This window comes from Planktothrix sp. FACHB-1365 (assembly GCF_014697575.1).
Taxonomy (GTDB): domain Bacteria; phylum Cyanobacteriota; class Cyanobacteriia; order Cyanobacteriales; family Microcoleaceae; genus Planktothrix.
The window spans coordinates 1-18,531 of the sequence record NZ_JACJSC010000029.1 but is presented as its reverse complement, the minus strand read 5'-3'; the positions used below and the strand labels follow the sequence as shown (position 1 = coordinate 18,531).

At 38.0% G+C, this 18,531-nt stretch carries 20 protein-coding genes; 13 read left to right on the top strand and 7 right to left on the bottom strand.

Going from position 1 to position 18,531, the window contains the following annotated elements; all coding sequences use genetic code 11:
* Positions 1–84: 84 nt before the first annotated feature.
* Complete coding sequence (locus H6G57_RS23220) at positions 85–573, bottom strand: DUF1269 domain-containing protein (RefSeq protein ID WP_190522950.1); 489 nt, start codon at positions 571–573, stop codon at positions 85–87.
* Between the two features lie 101 nt (positions 574–674).
* On the opposite strand from H6G57_RS23220, the gene H6G57_RS23215 reads away from it, so the two are divergent.
* Positions 675–1,073, top strand: coding sequence for a hypothetical protein (locus H6G57_RS23215; RefSeq protein WP_190522948.1), 399 nt, complete (start codon positions 675–677; stop codon positions 1,071–1,073).
* A 111-nt stretch (positions 1,074–1,184) separates the two neighbouring features.
* Here H6G57_RS23215 and H6G57_RS23210 read toward each other — a convergent pair whose 3' ends face one another.
* A complete protein-coding gene (locus H6G57_RS23210; protein WP_190522946.1) occupies positions 1,185–1,445 on the bottom strand; it encodes a hypothetical protein in 261 nt (86 codons plus the stop codon).
* A 209-nt stretch (positions 1,446–1,654) separates the two neighbouring features.
* Between H6G57_RS23210 and H6G57_RS23205 the strand changes: the two genes are divergently transcribed.
* Together H6G57_RS23205 and H6G57_RS23200 are read left to right on the top strand one after the other, a co-directional pair.
* The gene (locus tag H6G57_RS23205; protein ID WP_190522944.1) at positions 1,655–2,605 is read left to right on the top strand and encodes an ABC transporter ATP-binding protein; all 951 of its coding nucleotides are present in this window, start codon (positions 1,655–1,657) and stop codon (positions 2,603–2,605) included.
* 40 nt (positions 2,606–2,645) lie between these two features.
* The gene (locus H6G57_RS23200) at positions 2,646–4,415 is read left to right on the top strand and encodes an ABC transporter permease subunit (RefSeq protein ID WP_190522942.1); all 1,770 of its coding nucleotides are present in this window, start codon (positions 2,646–2,648) and stop codon (positions 4,413–4,415) included.
* A gap of 29 nt (positions 4,416–4,444) precedes the next feature.
* On the opposite strand, the gene H6G57_RS23195 is transcribed toward H6G57_RS23200, so the two are convergent.
* Entirely contained in the window at positions 4,445–5,353 is a 909-nt protein-coding gene (locus tag H6G57_RS23195) for a glycosyltransferase family 2 protein (protein ID WP_190522940.1), read from the bottom strand.
* Between the two features lie 221 nt (positions 5,354–5,574).
* A complete protein-coding gene (locus H6G57_RS23190) occupies positions 5,575–6,408 on the bottom strand; it encodes an HpsJ family protein (RefSeq protein WP_190522937.1) in 834 nt (277 codons plus the stop codon).
* Positions 6,409–6,822: 414 nt separating this feature from the next.
* Here H6G57_RS23190 and rfaE2 point away from each other — a divergent pair, with 414 nt between their 5' ends.
* The 7 genes from rfaE2 (at position 6,823) to H6G57_RS23155 (ending at position 11,566) form a co-directional block, all read left to right on the top strand.
* Positions 6,823–7,311: a D-glycero-beta-D-manno-heptose 1-phosphate adenylyltransferase gene (gene rfaE2, locus H6G57_RS23185; protein WP_190522935.1), complete on the top strand. Its 489-nt coding sequence runs from the start codon at positions 6,823–6,825 to the stop codon at positions 7,309–7,311.
* 76 nt (positions 7,312–7,387) lie between these two features.
* The gene (locus tag H6G57_RS23180) at positions 7,388–8,116 is read left to right on the top strand and encodes a GUN4 domain-containing protein (protein WP_072718280.1); all 729 of its coding nucleotides are present in this window, start codon (positions 7,388–7,390) and stop codon (positions 8,114–8,116) included.
* Between the two features lie 168 nt (positions 8,117–8,284).
* Complete coding sequence (locus tag H6G57_RS23175) at positions 8,285–9,007, top strand: heme oxygenase (biliverdin-producing) (protein ID WP_190522933.1); 723 nt, start codon at positions 8,285–8,287, stop codon at positions 9,005–9,007.
* Positions 9,008–9,115: 108 nt separating this feature from the next.
* Positions 9,116–9,466, top strand: coding sequence for a PASTA domain-containing protein (locus H6G57_RS23170; protein WP_190522931.1), 351 nt, complete (start codon positions 9,116–9,118; stop codon positions 9,464–9,466).
* Positions 9,450–9,833, top strand: coding sequence for a hypothetical protein (locus H6G57_RS23165; protein ID WP_190522929.1), 384 nt, complete (start codon positions 9,450–9,452; stop codon positions 9,831–9,833). Before H6G57_RS23170 ends, H6G57_RS23165 begins: the two co-directional genes overlap by 17 nt.
* A 32-nt stretch (positions 9,834–9,865) precedes the next feature.
* Positions 9,866–10,357 (top strand): ApaLI family restriction endonuclease, encoded by a 492-nt coding sequence (locus H6G57_RS23160; protein ID WP_190523050.1) that lies wholly within the window; start codon positions 9,866–9,868, stop codon positions 10,355–10,357.
* A 21-nt stretch (positions 10,358–10,378) separates the two neighbouring features.
* A complete protein-coding gene (locus tag H6G57_RS23155) occupies positions 10,379–11,566 on the top strand; it encodes a site-specific DNA-methyltransferase (protein WP_190522927.1) in 1,188 nt (395 codons plus the stop codon).
* A gap of 28 nt (positions 11,567–11,594) precedes the next feature.
* On the opposite strand, the gene H6G57_RS23150 is transcribed toward H6G57_RS23155, so the two are convergent.
* Positions 11,595–12,170 carry a Uma2 family endonuclease gene (locus H6G57_RS23150; protein ID WP_190522925.1) on the bottom strand — a complete coding sequence of 192 codons (576 nt, stop codon included), beginning with the start codon at positions 12,168–12,170 and terminating at the stop codon, positions 11,595–11,597.
* 64 nt (positions 12,171–12,234) lie between these two features.
* Here H6G57_RS23150 and H6G57_RS23145 point away from each other — a divergent pair, with 64 nt between their 5' ends.
* The 3 genes from H6G57_RS23145 (at position 12,235) to H6G57_RS23135 (ending at position 16,747) form a co-directional block, all read left to right on the top strand.
* Positions 12,235–13,674 carry a cell wall metabolism sensor histidine kinase WalK gene (locus H6G57_RS23145; RefSeq protein WP_190522924.1) on the top strand — a complete coding sequence of 480 codons (1,440 nt, stop codon included), beginning with the start codon at positions 12,235–12,237 and terminating at the stop codon, positions 13,672–13,674.
* A gap of 129 nt (positions 13,675–13,803) precedes the next feature.
* Positions 13,804–16,074, top strand: coding sequence for a heavy metal translocating P-type ATPase (locus tag H6G57_RS23140; RefSeq protein ID WP_190522923.1), 2,271 nt, complete (start codon positions 13,804–13,806; stop codon positions 16,072–16,074).
* 160 nt (positions 16,075–16,234) lie between these two features.
* Positions 16,235–16,747, top strand: a complete 513-nt coding sequence (locus tag H6G57_RS23135) for a cupredoxin domain-containing protein (protein ID WP_190522921.1) — start codon at positions 16,235–16,237, stop codon at positions 16,745–16,747.
* A gap of 807 nt (positions 16,748–17,554) precedes the next feature.
* Here H6G57_RS23135 and H6G57_RS23130 read toward each other — a convergent pair.
* Complete coding sequence (locus H6G57_RS23130; RefSeq protein ID WP_190522919.1) at positions 17,555–17,785, bottom strand: photosystem II protein, Psb35-related; 231 nt, start codon at positions 17,783–17,785, stop codon at positions 17,555–17,557.
* A 456-nt stretch (positions 17,786–18,241) separates the two neighbouring features.
* Positions 18,242–18,531: ISAs1 family transposase (locus tag H6G57_RS23125; RefSeq protein ID WP_190522918.1), on the bottom strand; the 290-nt coding region annotated here is incomplete at its 5' end.

The following is an 18,531-nucleotide window of genomic DNA, read 5'->3' as shown; positions in this document are numbered from 1 at the left end:
TATGGAATTTCGTAATCCATAGACTTTAGCCAATAATAATGACAATCAGGAAACACAAGATCCAATTACAGAGGGTGGATGAGCTTATTCCCCAAAATGCTCCCGCAATTTTTCTTCTTGTTCTGAGGATAAATTAGATTGAATCAATTCACCTTTATCCATATCTTTGAAAGCATCTTCTACTTTGTCTATCGTGACTTTACCCGTGAGTAAAAACAAAGCTGAGGTTCCTTCTGTGACTTGTTCGCGTACACTTTTAATAAAGTCGTCATTAATGCCATAATCGCTAAATTGACCGGAAAGTGCTCCGACTAAGGTTCCAATGGCGACTCCAATAACAGGCATAAAAAATATTAAGCCAAATAACATTCCCCAAAACGCACCGCCTAACATTCCGGCTCCCACTAAATCAAAGGCTTGAATGGTTTTGGGTTTTTTGCGACCCGTTGGCCAAGTAACAACCGCAGCATCTTGAATTTCAACTAAATACTGTTTTTGAAGTTGAACTAACTTGGCGAGTGCAGTTTCCGCACCTTCGGCGGTATGAAATTTCCAAACAGTTAGTGTGGCCATAATTTGAAATTCCTATCTTGATGTTCAAGAATAATTCGCTAATTTTTCATGATAAAATAATACCTGAAGTTGCGTCGATCTATTCAACAATTACCGAGCGTATGTTAAATTTTCTTAACAAATTGAGTGCTGTAGCGATAGGAACACTATTTCTATTTCCTAGCATTGCAGTCCAAATAGCCTCAGCCGCTCCCAGTTTAGGTGATGGCATTATCTGTATTGCCAAAGGAATGACCAATCAAGGGCAGAAAATCTACTTTTATACCTCTGTCATTGATGACAACACCATGCAAAAAAAGCAACCCGTTTCTGTCACCATCAATGAATTCATGAATGGAGAAATGGAACCCGCAGGTTTAGCTTCTACAACCTATCAAGGGGACAATACATTTAGTGGAAAATCTCAAGCGGGAAGTCCGATTAGTTTTACCCTACTAGGTAACTACAGTGTCGTTCAAATTCAGCATAGTGGTCAAACGTTTACCGGAGTTTGTCACTAGAATTTAGGTTGACTGCGGATTGGTATTAGCTTGGAAATGATAATTATCCTTTTGATCTTATATTATGAGGATAATTATCAAAGATTGATCGTTAATTTATAATTATTGAGGTTACAAAAACCATAAAAGAGGAACTAAAATCGCCGTTAAAATTGCTGCAAAAATTAGGGCGTATTCTACTTTTTGACTAATGAGTTTTATCACTAAAATTAGGAAAATTGCTAATAAAACAGCCCCAATCTCTACTAAATCTTGACCTTTTTTATCAATCAACATGGCATTGGGTGGAATTGTTGGAGAAGCAGAAGGAACTTGAATGAAGCAGTGATAATAAATAGAATGAGAAAAATAAGGATAAGTTTTAATTAACATAGATAGATAGCTCCAAAATTTAGTAAAAATCAATTCGATCAAAACTGATTCTGATCAATTGATGACCTCGGTAAAGATAGGGATTAGTCTAAACCATCTTGGATCTTGAACCAAAATTTCAAGGATTAAGATTTGTGTCCGTAAATCGGCTAGAGCTTGTTGTAGGGGAAGTCTAAGTTACAACTTCATACCCTTTCTTTCCTACCAAAATGACAAAAGACCTTGCCATTCAAACTCGTGGACTCACCAAACGATTTGAACGCCACTTTGCGGTCAATGATTTAGATTTACAAATCGCAATGGGTGAAGTCTACGGACTCATTGGGCCTAATGGGGCCGGAAAAACAACGTTATTGCGGATGTTAGCCACCGTAGAAGAACCCACAATGGGGGAAATTTATATTAACGGAGAGGCGTTATCACGGGATCATACAAACCCTAAAATAAAACAACGTTTGGGGTATTTACCTGATGATTTTCCCCTGTATGATGATCTCAGTGTTTGGGATTATTTAGATTATTTTGCTCGGTTGTATTATTTACGCGAACCTCGCCGGACTCAACGATTATATGAAGTCTTGGAAATCGTGCAGTTAACCCATAAACGCAATAGTTTAATTTCCACCTTGTCACGGGGAATGAAACAACGTTTGAGTTTAGGTCGCACGATTATTCATGAACCTTTATTACTTTTTCTCGATGAACCCGTATCGGGTTTAGATCCCATTGCTCGAATGCAGTTTCGGGAGATTATTAAAGCTTTACATGAAGCGGGAATGACCATTGTGATTTCCTCCCATGTTTTAAGCGATTTAGAGGATTTTTGTACCTGTATTGGGATTATGGAATTGGGGTATTTAGTCGAAAGTGCATCCATTGAAGAATTATATAAACGGTTAAGTATCCCGTATATTTTTATATCCACATTGGGTAAACTGGATACACTCATCGTTGAACTCAAAAATCATCCGGCGGTTCAAAGTTGGGAAATTTTACCTGGGAATCTACAAGTTAAAATTCACTTTTCGGGTACAGAAAAAGACGCTGCTATTTTATTGCGATCGCTAATTAAAGCCCAAATCCCCTTAAGTGAATTTCATCGAGTTCAAGAAAATTTAGAATCGATTTTCTTAAAACTCGGACATAAACAAGCCTCTTAGAATAACTCCCCCCGTTTAACTTTATTCAGGAATAACGGTCATGAACCTTCCCATTTTAAATCAATTTAGCGAGTGGAACCCCCAACTGGTTCGAGAAATAAAAGGTCGGTTTCGACTTCGCAATATTCTGATGGTCATCGGAATTTCTATCCTCAGCCAAGTGATTTTATTTTTTAGCACTTTCGATAAATTTCCTGGGATCAATAAAATTAAACTTTCTAGCCCCTACTGTCCCTCTCAAAATCAAGGGTTTCAAGCCTACGAGAAACAATATTGGCAAATACAAGATAAACTGGTTAACATAACCGATGCTACAAAACGTTCAGTTTTAGAACAACAACTGAAAACCCTTGAAAAACTCAAAAATTCTGATTGTCCTCATAATTTAATTGATTTTAATCATTGGTTTACGGACTACTGGACGAATATTTTTATTTGGATCAGTGTGTTAGCGGTTTTTAGCTTAATTGTTCTAGGAACCTATATGCTGATTAATGATTTAGCCACGGAAGAACGGCGAGGAACCCTGAATTTTATTCGATTAAGTCCTCAATCTGCCCAAACTATTTTAATCGGCAAATTATTAGGAGTACCGAGTTTAGTTTATCTCGGAATTTTGCTCACAATTCCCTATCAATTATGGGCAGGAATTTCAGCTAATATCTCACCCTTAGAAACCTTGAGTTTTTATGGTTTGACCGTAGCGAGTTGTGCATTTTTCTATAGTCTTGCATTGTTAGTTGGCCTTACCACCAGTTCTTGGTTACATGGATTACAATCTTGGGTCGGTAGTAGCTTCATTTTGATGTTTATCTGGATTGCCAATAATAAAGTTATAACCCATGATGGTTGGGATTGGCTAAATCTGTTTTCTCCGACCTGTTTGCTTCGCTATTTAATTAATCGCACAGGAGAAAGTTACTTAAATTATCCCTTCTCTCACGCCAATATCCAGCAATTAGAATGGTTTGGATTAGGGATAGGAGAAAATGGTGTTTCTCTATGGGGATTAGCGTTACTCAATTATGCGGTTTTAACCTATTGGATTTGGCAAGCCTTAAAACGGAACTACAATCATCCCAATCTTCCGGCTTTAAGTAAAAAGCAAAGTTATTTATTAACGATTAGTTTCACCTTATTAGCTTTAGGGTTTACAAGTGCTGATTTTGAATCCGTTTATAATGACTCTTCTTCAATTTTCATCGCTAATATTTTCCTGATTTTAGGTTTAATTTTTGCTCTTTCTCCCCAACGACAAACCCTACAAGATTGGGTTCGATATCGTCGAGAACGGAAACAGTATTGGTGGATAAACCTGGGAAATGATTTAGTTTGGGGCGATAAAAGTCCGGCAATTGTTGCCATTTTGATTAATTTATTAATCGCTTCTACTATTTGGATTGTAACGATTTCCCTCATCGTTAAACCCTCTGAAAAAAACCAAATGTTGTTAGCAGTTGGTTTACATTTGAGTTTCATGCTGCTTTGCGCCAGTATTGGTCAATTAATGTTGATGATGAAAACACCAAAACGAACCTTATGGGCAGCAGGAATCGTATCAGCACTTCTAGTTATTCCCCCATTTATTATTGTTCTGCTATTTTCCTCTCACGGGGGAAGTGACGCAGCTTATGTGTGGTCTGCCCTCTCCTTCATCTCTGTTTCTTCAGCCACAACATCCTCGATTCTGATGAGTTTAATGGGTCAAGGATTAATAATTATTCTGTGTAATGTACAACTCACACGATTGTTAAAAAAAGCCGGAGAATCAGAATTAAAAGCCTTAGCGACTGGAATAAAAGCACCCTGAACGATAAAAACCAGATGGAAAAATAAAGATTAAGGTTTGGTTCCCAGATTGGAGATAACAGTCTGGGATTCTACTTTTTCTAAATGGGGTAAAGTTGTCGTTTGAAGTTGCTCTGCATAAAGTTGAGGTGAGTTTTGAACCTCCCAAACTTTCAGCAAAATCAAATATTCATAAAACGCTTGTAAAACACACCAAGTAAATCCTGAACGACCATCTAAAATTCCCCCTAAAATAAAGTACATATACAGAAACCGAATTAGGGGTCTAAAAGGTAAACGTAAGGATAAATCTTTTAACGCCCGTCGCCGTTCAACTTCCGATGAACCTAAGAATAAATCCTTCCAATTTACTGTTCCCGCCTGTAACTGACGTAGCGTTTCTACGGCTTCATCCGTTGAATAACGATTGTGTTTTTCAATCCAACGGGATAACCCTTTACTACAGGTATAATGGGGATAGGTTTCTTGAATAAATCCCGTAGGGCCGTTACAAACTTCTCGTTCGGTGTGACCATAATCGGTAAACCAAACTTTATCCTTACGAAAAAGACGCATTTGATACCGAGGATATTGGGTACTGCGTCGAATCCAACTGCCTAAAAATATCACCCGTTCGGCGACATAATACCCAATAAAATCATCGCTTTGGATGGCTTGTAAACATTCTTGAAACAACTCTGGGGTCATCCGTTCATCGGCTTCTAAAATGTAAACCCACTCATGTTTAGTGGGAATTTCTTGTAACATCCAAGTCCGTTGTTTTCCGTGACTTTCAAAGGAATGTTGTACCACGCGAACGGGATACTGTTGAGCAATTTCAACGGTACGATCTTGACTGAAAGAATCGACCACAATAATGTCATCCGATAAGGCCGCCGATTCAATACAATCCGCGATATCAATTTCTTCGTTGGCAGTGAGAATATAAATAGAAAACATGAAAAATCAGTTATCAGTTATCAGTTACCAGTGATCAGTTATCAGTTATCAGTGTAGAGACGTGCCATGGCGCGTCTGTACCAGTGATCAGTTATATCGAGTTGATTGTTGGTTTGAATGAATAAAATCAAGATTTTTTTGTTTTCACTGATAACTGGTACAGACGCGCCTTGGCGGAGCCATGCCGTAAGGCTTTTGGCACGTCTCTACACTGATAACTGTTAAGCTGCTGGGGTTTTACGACGATTTCCACCCCGGAGAATACCCAGACCTTTTAATCCTGTCCAACCAATTGTAATATAGCCAATGGCTAATAATAAGCTACTAATTCCGGTTCGTAAACTTGATTTCAACGACTGGGTTTTGGCTTGTTGTTCAAGTTCTTGTTTGCGATCGCGAATTTGAGTTAACAACTGTGTCGGTAAATTATCTGCTTGTTGATTGAGAAACTCTTCAATAGCTTTCGGATTCGATTTAGACTGTTCTAAAATGTCTTTAACGGGCTTCGGTAGATTGGGATTAGAAAGGGCTTGATTGAGCGCATCAGGATTTTGTGTCAAGCCAGCAAATTGATCTTTAAGCTGAGTTTTTCGCTGTTGAATTTGTTGTTGAAATTGTTCGCTACTAATTTGCTGTTCCAGTTGAGTTTGAGCTTGAGTAGCTTGTTGATTAATTTGTGTAAGAGCTTCGGCTCTAGCCAAACGAGTATTATTGAGATGCAACGGAAACAGTAACAGATATAACAGCCCCAATAAACTTGCTAGTAATGCCACCCAAAATCTTAAACTGGTAAAAGGTTTACTCGGTTTGACAGTTCCTTCTATGGCACTATCCATCCAAAAGGCAACAAAGATCAAGGCCATTCCCACCATAGGCACAATACCTCGATCTACTAAGTCGCTGGTGACACTAATTTGCCACCCTCGATTGAGAAAATTTGGCGGAATCAAAAGTACCAGATAATCCACAAGGGAAGAGAGAAGTAAAATTACCCCAACCAGTTTTAGGATTACAGAGGTTGTAGAGGAAAATTGACGGCTAGAAGTGGCTTTCATTAGATTATTCGTAAGCTAAGTAATGGTTGACCCAGATCGAGATCTGAGTTTCCTGATGTCTCGCCTAACCCAAACTTTTGAGAGTTAGTTAGGAGATGTTCAGACCGGAAAGTTCCTATCTTTCTCTATCAAACTTATGGGTCGGTTGCAACAGGTTTCAAAAATTAAGGGTTTGGCTTTATCTGTCCTTACCCATTCAGTATTTCATTTTTTAATTCCTTTGCAAGGTTAAGATCAACAAACGTTACAATCTTAATCGGTTCGGAGCAATAACAGCGAACTGAGATTCAGTAATTTGTTGGATAGAGGGGATTGGGACAGCTAAAAACCTCTTGACAAAACAAAAAAAACGTGAATGATATTCCTCTGGCGAACTGATTTCAATAAATTCTCATCCTCCCTACTTAGACTTGAATGACTCCTTATCTCTACACCTTAACCCAATTACAACAAGACATCACCCTTCATCCTGAGCAGTGGCGTCCGCTTGTTTTTACGAATGGCTGTTTTGATTTAATTCATGCAGGTCATGTTCGCTATTTACAAGCCGCTAAAGCTTTAGGGCGATCGCTCGTTGTCGGATTAAATAGCGATTTGTCCGTCCAAAGGATTAAACCCCAAAAACCCGGACAGCCTCCCCGTCCGATTGTCCCTGAAGCACAACGGGCGGAAGTGCTTGCTAGTTTGAAACCTGTTGATGGTGTGGTGATTTTTTCCCAAACCACAGCCGATGATTTAATCGCGACCCTGAAACCCGATATTTACGTTAAAGGAGGAGACTACACCTTAGAAACCCTCCCCGAAGCCCCTATTGTACAATGCTATGGCGGTGAAGTGGCTTTCATTAATATTGAAGTTCCCTCCTCCACCACTGCCCTGATTCAACGAATTCTCAACGGTTAACTATTCCCGGCTCCTTGTACAATAATTGAAGTTGAGAATTTTGTCCTCAATCAAAACCTGAAACGCTACGCCCCTTATGACTGACTTGACCACTTCCCCACAACTTGACCTCATGAGTGCGGATGAATTACGCTCTCAGCTTTTTGCAGGGTCGGAAAAAGCCCAATTCCAACTGCTACAAACATTAACCCAAGGTGGGGAGACAGTTTGGGATGTTTTAATGGAATTTTTATTAAAACAGCAGTCTCATCCCCCTAGTGTAGTTGAGGGTAAAGTTTATCAAATTTTATATACGGCTCATCCCAATTCAGAAAAAGTCAGTACCTTTTTGCAAACCCATTTTCCTACGGGAATTGTCCCGTTAAAATCCGAAGCCGGAATAGATTATATTCCCTTGCAAAAATTACTCGCCGAACAAAACTTTTTAGAGGCTGATAAATTAAGTTTACAAAACCTTTGTGAATTAGCTGGAGCTTCGGCTTTACAAAGAAAATGGCTTTATTTTTCTGAGATTGAACGCTTTCCAACGACGGATTTACACACCCTTGATGCTCTTTGGCGGATTCATTCTGAAGGCAAATTCGGCTATTCTATCCAAAGAGAACTCTGGCTTGGTGTTAATAAAAATTGGGATAAACTCTGGCCGAAAATTGGGTGGCGCACAGGTCGAAATTGGACGCGCTATCCCCAAGGATTTACTTGGGATTTAACAGCACCAAAAGGTCATCTTCCTCTATCTAATCAATTGCGAGGAGTGCGAGTCATTGAAGCGTTACTCTCTCACCCAGCTTGGTTAAAGTCTTAAGGCCTGTCACCTTCGGAATAGAACGAATCCTGACCCGCAAATGTGACAATTCTTAACACCATTTCTCATCAAATCAGTTTAATCTTAAAAATTAGGCGGTTTTTTCACGGTGCTGTCATTAGCAAGACCCCTACTGTTGAATTTAGCTTTGGGATTAAATTTTTTAGTATGAGCGTTAACTTAGCAACCCAACTGCGAGAAGGCACGAAAAAGTCTCACACAATGGCGGAAAACGTCGGTTTTATCAAGTGCTTTTTAAAGGGTACGGTAGAAAAGACGTCTTACCGGAAATTAGCGGGAAATCTCTATTTCGTCTACTCTGCAATGGAAGAGGAGATGGAACGCCACCGCAACCATCCTGTTTTATCCAAATTGTATTTTCCTGAACTCAACCGCAAACAAAGTTTAGAGCAGGATTTATACTTTTATTATGGAGAAAATTGGAAGGAAGAAGTACAACCTTCTGAAGCAGGAAAAGCTTATGTGGCTCGAATTCGGGAAGTTTCTAATTCTCAACCTGAATTATTAATTGCTCATCTCTATACTCGCTATATGGGTGATTTATCTGGGGGTCAAATTCTCAAAGGAATTGCTCAAAATGCCATGAACCTCCCAGAAGGGAAAGGAACCCAATTTTACGAGTTCAACGATATTCCTGATGAAAAAGCTTTTAAAGTGAATTATCGTCAACAAATGGATAGCGTTGATATTGACCAAGACATGGCGACTCGCATTGTTGATGAAGCCAATGATGCCTTCGGAATGAACATGAAAATGTTTAATGAATTAGAAGGTAATTTAATTAAAGCCATTGGTCAAATGTTATTCAATACGTTAACTCGCCGTCGTACCCAAGGGTCAACGGAAGAGTTAGCAACCGCCGCCGAATAATCAGTTAAAACACGGAAGATTCAACTTAATCCTGAACTCGAGATGGCTGTTAAACAGTCACCCTGTGTTCAGGATTTTGCAATTTTAAATAGGAGAGATTAGAAGTTAGTGCCCGGTCAAGGAGTTGGGGGGAATGGAACTGCATCTGAGTTTGGGGACTTAACAGGGATGAGTCGTCAAGAAGCGGATGAGTTTTTGCGTTCTTTAGGAGCAACTATCAAAAATACAAAAGGAGGTTATATTGAATATAAATTTGCAGATGCTTCAGTCGTTATGATTCGTCCTAACGGAGAAGTCATCCGAACACCTGCACCAAAATATAATGTAGAAGGACAAAGAATTAATAAGGGTTTACGTCTTGACCAAAATGGTTGTCTGTTACAAACCCGCGATAATTTAGGTAATCTTCTAGAAAATACCCATCAAACAGGAGAAAGATTAAATGAAGAACTGGAATGATGATTACCATTTACTCGGTTTAGGAGGGTTCACTTCATTAATTAAAAGCATTAATATTTCATTATGGGGAAATGAAATTACATTTCAATGTTTATATAACCCCGAAGAACCTATTCCTTATAAAATTATCTTCAAAGACTGTCAAGAAATTAGATGGGATGTGTATGATTCAGAGTTAGCGAATGAATTACAAGCCGATTTATTTGGGATTTCATTGGGTGAAGACCATCACCGCAAACCCGCTTTGATTACAACAGATATTTTTGAGATTTCAATTTTATATGGTCAGTTTATTTTGGAAAAATCAGAAATCAATCATTTAAAAGTAGAACAAAAAGAAACTCTAGGATTAAAGATATTGACATAATCAATAATTTAAAGCTATAATTAAATAATACTATAAATTTAATTACATATAACTTATATTTTTCTATACAAATTTTATCTAATTTATGGCAAGGATCATTTTTAGAGAAAGCCACTCAATTATCTTTTCTGGAAAAATATCCTAATTCAAAAGCAGTCAAGATTACTAATACTATGGGTTCAAGACCAAAAACATTTGAAATTGATTGTTTAGAAGGAAACAATGCAATTGAAATTAAATGGATAGATGCAACAACAGATGGAGATCATATTACAAAAGAACATACTAGAATCAAAACTATATCAACCGCAGGTTACAGACCTATTCGTATTATGTTTTATTACCCCAATAGACAACAGGCTATAAGAGTTCAGCAAACTTTAGAAACACTTTATAAGGGAATTGGCGGTGAATATCACTATGGAGAGAGTGCCTGGAATTATGTTAATGAAAGAACGGGTATAGATTTAAGGGCTATCTTACAAAAAATTGCTGATCAAAATACGAATTCGGATGAATTATAATTTATTAATATACTAAAAATCATGAATAATACTTACGATATTCTTCAAGGAGACTGCCTAGATATTATCCAAAAAATGCCTTCAAATTTCGTTAATCTGATTTATTTAGACCCTCCTTTTTTTACCCAAAAACAGCAGTCTTTAAAAACGAGAGATAGACAATTGGAATTTAGTTATAATGATTTATGGGAAAGTGAGCAAGACTATGCAAAATTTATTCATGATAGATTAGCTGTTCTATATCATGTTTTAAGGGAAGATGGCTCGATTTTTGTACATTGTGATACTCATGCTAATTATATCATTAGAGCGATTTTAAATCATATTTTTGGTCAAGATAATTTTAGATCAGAAATTATTTGGAGTTATAAGCGCTGGTCTAATTCTAAAAAAGGATTGTTACCTGCTCATCAAACGATATTTTTTTATTCTAAAACAAATCAATTTACCTTTAATCCTATTTATTGCCATTATTCAGAATCTACAAATGTCGATCAAATCTTACAAAAACGCACCAGAGATGAGCATGGTAAAGCGGTTTATGCTAAAGATAATGATGGGGAAATTATTCCGGCTGACCCGAAAAAAGGAGTCCCCTTAAGTGATGTTTGGGAAATTCCCTATTTAAACCCTAAAGCAAAAGAGCGTGTCGGTTATCCTAGCCAAAAACCGATTTTACTCCTAGAACGAATTATTGAATTAGCTTCTAACCCTGGGGATATTGTATTAGATCCCTTTTGTGGAAGTGGGACAACAATTATAGCCGCTAAATTATTAAATCGTTCAGGAATAGGAATTGATATTTCCCCGGATGCGGTTCAACTTTCTAAAGATAGATTGAAAACCCCGATTAAATCTGAGTCTGTGTTACTGCAAAAAGGCCGAAAAGCCTACCTAAATGTCGATGAAGAAGCCCTCAATATTATTTCGAGTTTAGATATTATTCCTGTCCAAAGAAATCAAGGAATAGATGCTATTTTAAAACAGAATTATCGAGGTAAACCTGTCCCCATTCGAGTACAGCGTCAGGGAGAAAGCTTACACAAAGCACTGAGTTTATTGCATAAAGCATCTCAAGCTAAAGGAGCTTTGAAATCGATTTTAGTTAAAACCTCTGATGATCTTTTTGAGCTTGAAGTAACAGATATTCCCCATCATGTCATGATTATAGAAGCTCCTGCTTATACGGTTCAAAAGGTACTATTTTAGATAAATTCAATTCAATTAATTCTTGGGTTTAAAACTCAACTTTATCATAAAGATCAGCTATAACTATTTCAAACGAAATGGAGTTAAGCACTAGGGTTTCATTGCTATTATTATACTCCACAAATATCCAGTGTTTTTCATCCGTTTTATAATAATGTTCAATATGAATCGTATATTGATCAATGAGGAGATATTCTTGAAAAGTAGGAAGAGTACGATAGGCGGCAAATTTTTCGTCTTTGTCGTAGTTTCGGGTTGATGCTGATAATACTTCTGCAATGATTAACGGATTTGTAATCGTGTCTTTTCTGCCTTCTTGGAGTTGAATTTCACCCTGAACAACCATAATATCAGGATAAGTATAGAGGCGTTTTTCAGGAATCCAAAGCCGTTGGTCGGTAACAAATACCCGATAGGGTTGACGCTTGAGGGAAAAATTCAGCGTTGCGTAGAGATTACCAGCAATTTGATTATGATTGGGAGTTCCACCTGTCATAGGTCTAATTTCACCGTTAATATATTCATGGCGTTCTGGAGAATTCACCTCAAAATCCAGATAGTCTTCAAGGGTATAGATTTTTTGAGCTTCAACTTGTAAGATCATGATCCTTTCCTTACCCTAAAATAGAATTTTAACCTATTCATAGATTAGCAAAAATTTATCACTTATGTTTCAAGCCACTCGGCGACGGTTAGCAATTTGGTATACCGCAGTTACCGCTATTTTATTATTATTATTTGCGAGTGGGTTTTATTTCTATGTGCGAAATACCTTAATTGAACGTATTGATGATACTTTAAATCACGTTGTAGAAGTGGTTGAACGTTCCCTTGTTATTGAACCCGTTTCTACCCCTCCAGCGATGTCTCCTGCGGTATTAGCAGGTCAATTTCAAGTTAATGTGGAAGCGAGTTTTAGAAATAATTCTAATACCGTTGAAGATGATCATATTGATCTGGAATGGTTTAGTCCAACGGGAGAATTATTATGGTCTACGTTTTCTCAACCATTGGATATTCCCATTCATCCAAACCAGAGTGGAGAAACGGTTCATATTTCTGAAAAAAATAACACTTCAGAAATGATTTTAAGACAAGTAACAGACCGGGTAGAAATCGGACGCCAAGTCTTAGGCTATTTACGAGTTAGTCATCCTTGGTTTGAAGTCGCAAAACCCATTCGTCAGTTAATATTAGATTTAACAATCGGAACAATTTTAATGGTAATTGGTGTGGCTGCAATTGGCTGGTTTTTATCCGGTTTAGCCATGGAACCTGTGCTATATTCCTATCAACGGTTAAAACAATTTACCGCCGATGCGTCCCATGAATTAAGAAGTCCGATTGCGCTGATTCAAACTAATGTCCAAGTCGCTTTAGCAGAACCCAATTTATCCAATTCTGAACAACAACAATTGCAAGTTATTGAACGAATTACTCGCCGTTTAGGTCGGTTAGTCGATGATTTATTATTTTTAGCCAGACAGGATAGCGGTATTGTTAAACCTCAATTTATTTCCCTTCCTTTGGATGGCTTATTAATGGAGGTTATAGAAGAACAAAAAGCGATCGCAATTCTACAAAAAGTTCATCTTTCCTTAAATTTTATTGAAGATTCTGAGGATCTTATTGCCAATTCCAATAGTCATCCAAACACCGAAACTGAACCCTTTACTTTACAAGGAGATTGGGATCAATTGGTGCGATTATTTACGAATTTAGTCAGTAATGCTGTCCAGTATACTCCGGCTGGTGGTGAAATTAAAATAGAATTAAAACAGATTCCTAAAATTAAACGACAACCCACATTAGGAAAAGTAACTGAATCTTGGGAAAAAAATCATTCTCTCTTGAAATTTGAAGCCTTACAAGTTATAATAAAAGATACAGGAATTGGGATTCCTGTTGAAGCCTTACCCCATCTTTTTGATCGGTTTTATCGCGTTGATCCTTCTCGGACTCATCGTAATAGTGGAGGGTCAGGTTTAGGTTTAGCGATCGCCCAAGCAATAGTAGAAAATCATCACGGTCAAATTTCTTTAGAAAGTAAAATTAATCAAGGAACAACCGTTACAGTTACTTTACCTCTACATCCAAGTGGGTTGTAAGCGATTACAAATTTAATTTTCCATCCCCCCCTTGACACTCCAGTAAAGAGGAGACTTTAAAATAACAGTGTAGGGTGCGTAAGCAAGGCGCACGCACCAACCCACTCAACTCAAAATGAAGTTTAACCCATGAAAACAAGCTATTTCCAATTAAAGGGAATGGGATGCGCCGCCTGCGCCAATACCATAGAAACAGCCATTCAAAATGTTGATGGGGTTGCTGTTTGTCACGTTAATTTTGGTGCTGAACAAGCAACGGTTGAATTTGATCCCAAGCAAACTAATATTGAGCAAATTCAACAGGCGGTTATCGATGCGGGATATAGCGCCAAACCCATCGAAGATACAACCTCTCATCTCCAAGACCGCGAGAAAGAAAGCCGAGAAATTGAACAAAAATTAACCCAAAAAGTCGTAATTAGTGCCATTATTAGTGTGCTTTTAGTCATCGGGGGATTACCGATGATGACGGGTTTAAATTTACCTTGGATTCCCGCTTGGATGCACAATCCTGGGTTACAATTAATCCTGACAACACCGATTTTATTTTGGTCAGGTCAAGCCTTTTTCTTAGGAGCTTGGAAAGGCTTAAAACGTCATCAAGCTGATATGAATACTTTAATAGCGGTGGGAACAGGGGCTGCTTATTTGTATTCTATTTTTGTCACTTTCTTCCCGCAATTCTTTTTAAATCAAGGCTTATCGGCGGATGTTTATTATGAATCGGCTGCTGTGATTATTACCTTAATTTTACTCGGTCAATTACTCGAATATCGCGCCAAAGGAAAAACCTCCGATGCGATTAAAAAATTAATGGGATTACAAGCAAAAACCGCCCGTGTCATTCGGTCTGGAGAAGAAATTGATCTTCCCATTGAAGCAGTGAATGTTGGTGATATTATTCGAGTCCGTCCCGGTGAAAAAATCCCCGTTGATGGGGAATTAATTGAAGGGAATTCAACGATAGATGAATCGATGGTAACAGGAGAAAGTATTCCCGTTGAAAAACATCCAGGGGATGAAGTCATTGGGGCGACAATTAATAAAACCGGAAGCTTTAAATTTCGAGCTTCACGGGTGGGAAAAGATACGGTATTAGCGCAAATTGTGCAGTTAGTTCAACAGGCGCAAGGGTCAAAAGCACCGATTCAAAAATTAGCCGATCAGGTAACAGGTTGGTTTGTTCCAGTTGTGATTGCGATCGCGATCGCTACTTTTATTCTCTGGTTTAATTTTACCGGAAATCTTACTCTAGCAATAACAACAACCGTCGGCGTTTTAATTATTGCTTGTCCCTGTGCATTGGGATTAGCAACACCAACTTCTGTGATGGTGGGAACAGGTTTAGGGGCTGAACATGGTATCTTAATTAAAGGAGCGGATAGTTTAGAATTAGCCCATAAAATCCAAACCATTGTATTAGATAAAACCGGAACCATTACCGCCGGAAAACCCACTGTTACCCAGTATGTAACCGTAGGCGGAACTAATAATGATCATGAATTAAAATTATTACGATTAGCCGCAGCTATTGAACAACAATCTGAGCATCCCTTAGCAGAAGCAATTGTTCAATATGCTAAAGCACAAGGGGTGACTTTTCCCTTACCTGAAATTCGCAATTTTCAAGCCTTAGCCGGGATGGGAGTTCAAGGGTATATTTCAGATCGATTTGTACAAATTGGAACGTCTCGCTGGATGCAAGAATTAGGAATTGAAACTGAACCTTTACAACAGTATCAAGTCAGTTGGGAGTCTGAAGGAAAAACAACAGCTTGGATAGCAGTAGATGGAGAAATCGAAGGGTTAGTTGCGATTTCAGATGCGGTGAAACCCACCTCAAAAACGGCAATTCAAGCTTTACAAAAAATGGGGTTAGAGGTGGTGATGTTAACGGGAGATAATCAAAAAACCGCCGAAGCGATCGCTTCTGAAGTCGGAATTAAACGAATATTTGCCGAAGTCCGTCCCGACCAAAAAGCAAATATGATTAAATCCCTGCAAACTGAACGGAAAGGACGGAAAAAACAGCCTTCAATTGTAGCAATGGTGGGGGATGGAATTAATGATGCTCCGGCTTTAGCTCAAGCGGATGTAGGAATTGCCATTGGTACAGGAACAGATGTTGCGATCGCAGCTAGTGATATTACCTTAATTTCAGGGGATTTAATCGGTTTAGTGACCGCAATTAAATTAAGTAAAGCCACCTTAAATAATATTCGCCAAAACCTGTTTTTTGCCTTTATTTATAACTCAGCCGGAATTCCCATTGCAGCCGGAATTCTTTATCCCTTAACGGGTTGGTTACTCAATCCGATTATTGCAGGAGGAGCAATGGCACTGAGTTCGATTTCAGTTGTTTCTAATGCCTTACGCTTACGTCAGTTTAAGCTGAATTAATCTTTAGTTAAAAAGTGTATTGAGAAGGGAAATAGAGCCAGTATGGATACGCATCTCGGTGTCAGGGCGAGAGAACCTCGCCCCTACGATGGGCGGTAATGTGTATAAATGATTGAGACTTACTGTAGAGTAATTATTCTTAGAATAAGGAGTGAAGACTATGAACATTAAAATCAAAACAGGGTTACAATTTAGCGGAATTTTACTATCAGTTTTAATGGTTAATTCTGCTCCTCTACGAGCAATGGAATCCCATTCAGAACCTGCTAACGCTCAATTTAAAACAATTGAACAACCGTTATCAACAAAAATGGTTGTTACTGTCAGTGGATTAGCATTAATTGGATTAGAACTCTGGTGGTTTTTATTCAGTAAACCCAAAGCAAAAAAAGCAACACTAAATGAGGAGACTCAAGAATTAGAAATTTTAGTCGATGGCGGCTATCAACCTAATCGGATTACCGTTCAATCGGGTAAAAAAGTCCGGCTTAACTTTATTCGTAAAGACCCCAGCCATTGCTTAGATAAAGTGCTGTTTCCTGATTTTAATATTGCTCAAGATTTACCTTTGAATCAAACCACAACTATTGAATTTATTCCCGAAGAATCAGGAGAATATACCTTTAGTTGTGGGATGAATATGGTGCGAGGCGTTGTTGAAGTTCAACATTAATAACTGTAACCGATGGATTGTAAGGAGAAATTATGAAAACATTTTAAACCTTGGGAAAAATTAGGAACTGGAACTCAATGTGTGATTTTAGATTTAGCCACTCAGTTGATTGAACTTATAAGTTTAAAATAGAAAGATCCCTACTCGCTAGGGAAATTAATTGATTGGAAACACCAACACAATTGAGTTGAAGTTTTCTGTTAATGCAGTAATTGGAGGGAAATAATCAATAACTGTTGACAAAAAACTAGATTTATGACAATCTAATTTTGGGGGGCGGCTCTACCGCATAGAAATAACGCCCCTAGCCTGACGCTCTAGCGGTAAAGGCACCTTCCCGTAACCGAAAGGTTACATGATTTTAGTGGGACTACCTAGAAATAAGTAGCCAACACAATTGAGTTGAAGTCTTCTGTTAATGCGGAATCGAAGGAGGCTTCGACTTCACAACCGCAAACAGAAATTAAAAAATCCGAGCTTTCTGTAGTTGCTAAAAGCTCTAACTCTTTAACGCCTAGAAAACTCCAAATAAAAACTTTTAAAACTTAAATTTCTACAACAAAATCTAGTGATAAAAAGTTACGCTTAAAAAGCATAAACAAAGCCCCATCGTTGGAGCTAAATATAACGGTTTTTATCCCCTGGAAGAACTTTAACTCTGAAGGATTTTATAAGTTATTGAAACTGTATTCCCTAGCAAGGGATGAGGGTTGCGTTAGAATAAAAAAATACCCCTTCAATCTTCCACGAATTGCAGGGGTAAAAATGTTACTTATTTTTTGTTTTTTCAGGTTGAATATTAGAGAATTAATTCCCTAAATTATTGCTGGCGTAAGCATCTAAACTATAGGCAGGAATGCGGACGCTGTAGTCGGTTTCTTGACCTGTAACGGACTGAGCGATTTGTTCAAAGGAGTTAGAATTCCAATTGCGTTCGTGAATGGGTTTGGTTTGTTCACCCCGGAAGTAAGCTTGAGTCCCAATTACAGCAGCCGCAACCCAACCCACAATGAATAAAGAAATTAAAACGGTAAACATAACTTTTCTCCTAACCTGCTTTAGCTTGCTTTCTATGTAAACGATTGTAACAGACAGTTAAAAAATATTGCAATAACTTGACAGATTTTTTTTGGTGTGTTTACCGTACCTGGTTATGGGGGTAGGGAGGTCAGGGCTGTTTCATTCTGGAGACAGATTCCTCTATGACCTCTCCCCCAACCCCCAGGGCTGTTTCATTTTCCCAAATTGGGGAGTCAAATTGAGTCCCCAATTTTTAGGAATGCGGCGAAAAAACTGAGTAATTCTAACTGAATTGTCTGGAGTTTTGCTCACGAGATAATTTTCTTATTTTTGAATAACAAAAACTTCTCTAAATCTTTCGTATAGAGAACTTACATCTATGTATTTAGATTTTTATCGCTCTAAAACTCGATGATTTTCAGGATTTTAGGGCAAACAATTCCTCCAGACTGAAAATCTTGTACCCGTGAGCAGTTAACCACCGTTGTCCTTCTGTTTTCTGCCATGGCTGTGTTCATGAGTCACATCTACACTCAAAGGATTTTCACTTTGTATTACCGCTTCGACTTGCTCATATAACTTTTTTTGATTTTTTTTTAAAGCCATTATATAATCATTTCCACTCTCAATTACGAGAGCGGCAGTTTTCTGATTACAGTGCAACGCATCAAAGGTTATTACTTTTCCTTTTAACTGACAATCCCTTACTATCTCTTGGGCTTGGCTGATTTCTGATTCTTTTTTGTTCTCCAACTTTTTCAGGT

Excerpts from the sequence above, each read along its gene's own strand:
- H6G57_RS23180 (WP_072718280.1), top strand. The coding sequence starts at position 7,388 with ATGACTGACTTGACCACTTCCCCACAACTTGACCTCATGAGTGCGGAT.
- H6G57_RS23150 (WP_190522925.1), bottom strand. The coding sequence starts at position 12,170 with ATGATCTTACAAGTTGAAGCTCAAAAAATCTATACCCTTGAAGACTAT.
- H6G57_RS23155 (WP_190522927.1), top strand. The coding sequence starts at position 10,379 with ATGAATAATACTTACGATATTCTTCAAGGAGACTGCCTAGATATTATC.
- rfaE2 (WP_190522935.1), top strand. The coding sequence starts at position 6,823 with ATGACTCCTTATCTCTACACCTTAACCCAATTACAACAAGACATCACC.
- H6G57_RS23220 (WP_190522950.1), bottom strand. The coding sequence starts at position 573 with ATGGCCACACTAACTGTTTGGAAATTTCATACCGCCGAAGGTGCGGAA.
- H6G57_RS23130 (WP_190522919.1), bottom strand. The coding sequence starts at position 17,785 with ATGTTTACCGTTTTAATTTCTTTATTCATTGTGGGTTGGGTTGCGGCT.
- H6G57_RS23145 (WP_190522924.1), top strand. The coding sequence starts at position 12,235 with ATGTTTCAAGCCACTCGGCGACGGTTAGCAATTTGGTATACCGCAGTT.
- H6G57_RS23140 (WP_190522923.1), top strand. The coding sequence starts at position 13,804 with ATGAAAACAAGCTATTTCCAATTAAAGGGAATGGGATGCGCCGCCTGC.
- H6G57_RS23195 (WP_190522940.1), bottom strand. The coding sequence starts at position 5,353 with ATGTTTTCTATTTATATTCTCACTGCCAACGAAGAAATTGATATCGCG.
- H6G57_RS23175 (WP_190522933.1), top strand. The coding sequence starts at position 8,285 with ATGAGCGTTAACTTAGCAACCCAACTGCGAGAAGGCACGAAAAAGTCT.
- H6G57_RS23200 (WP_190522942.1), top strand. The coding sequence starts at position 2,646 with ATGAACCTTCCCATTTTAAATCAATTTAGCGAGTGGAACCCCCAACTG.
- H6G57_RS23135 (WP_190522921.1), top strand. The coding sequence starts at position 16,235 with ATGAACATTAAAATCAAAACAGGGTTACAATTTAGCGGAATTTTACTA.
- H6G57_RS23210 (WP_190522946.1), bottom strand. The coding sequence starts at position 1,445 with ATGTTAATTAAAACTTATCCTTATTTTTCTCATTCTATTTATTATCAC.
- H6G57_RS23165 (WP_190522929.1), top strand. The coding sequence starts at position 9,450 with ATGAAGAACTGGAATGATGATTACCATTTACTCGGTTTAGGAGGGTTC.
- H6G57_RS23190 (WP_190522937.1), bottom strand. The coding sequence starts at position 6,408 with ATGAAAGCCACTTCTAGCCGTCAATTTTCCTCTACAACCTCTGTAATC.
- H6G57_RS23205 (WP_190522944.1), top strand. The coding sequence starts at position 1,655 with ATGACAAAAGACCTTGCCATTCAAACTCGTGGACTCACCAAACGATTT.
- H6G57_RS23215 (WP_190522948.1), top strand. The coding sequence starts at position 675 with ATGTTAAATTTTCTTAACAAATTGAGTGCTGTAGCGATAGGAACACTA.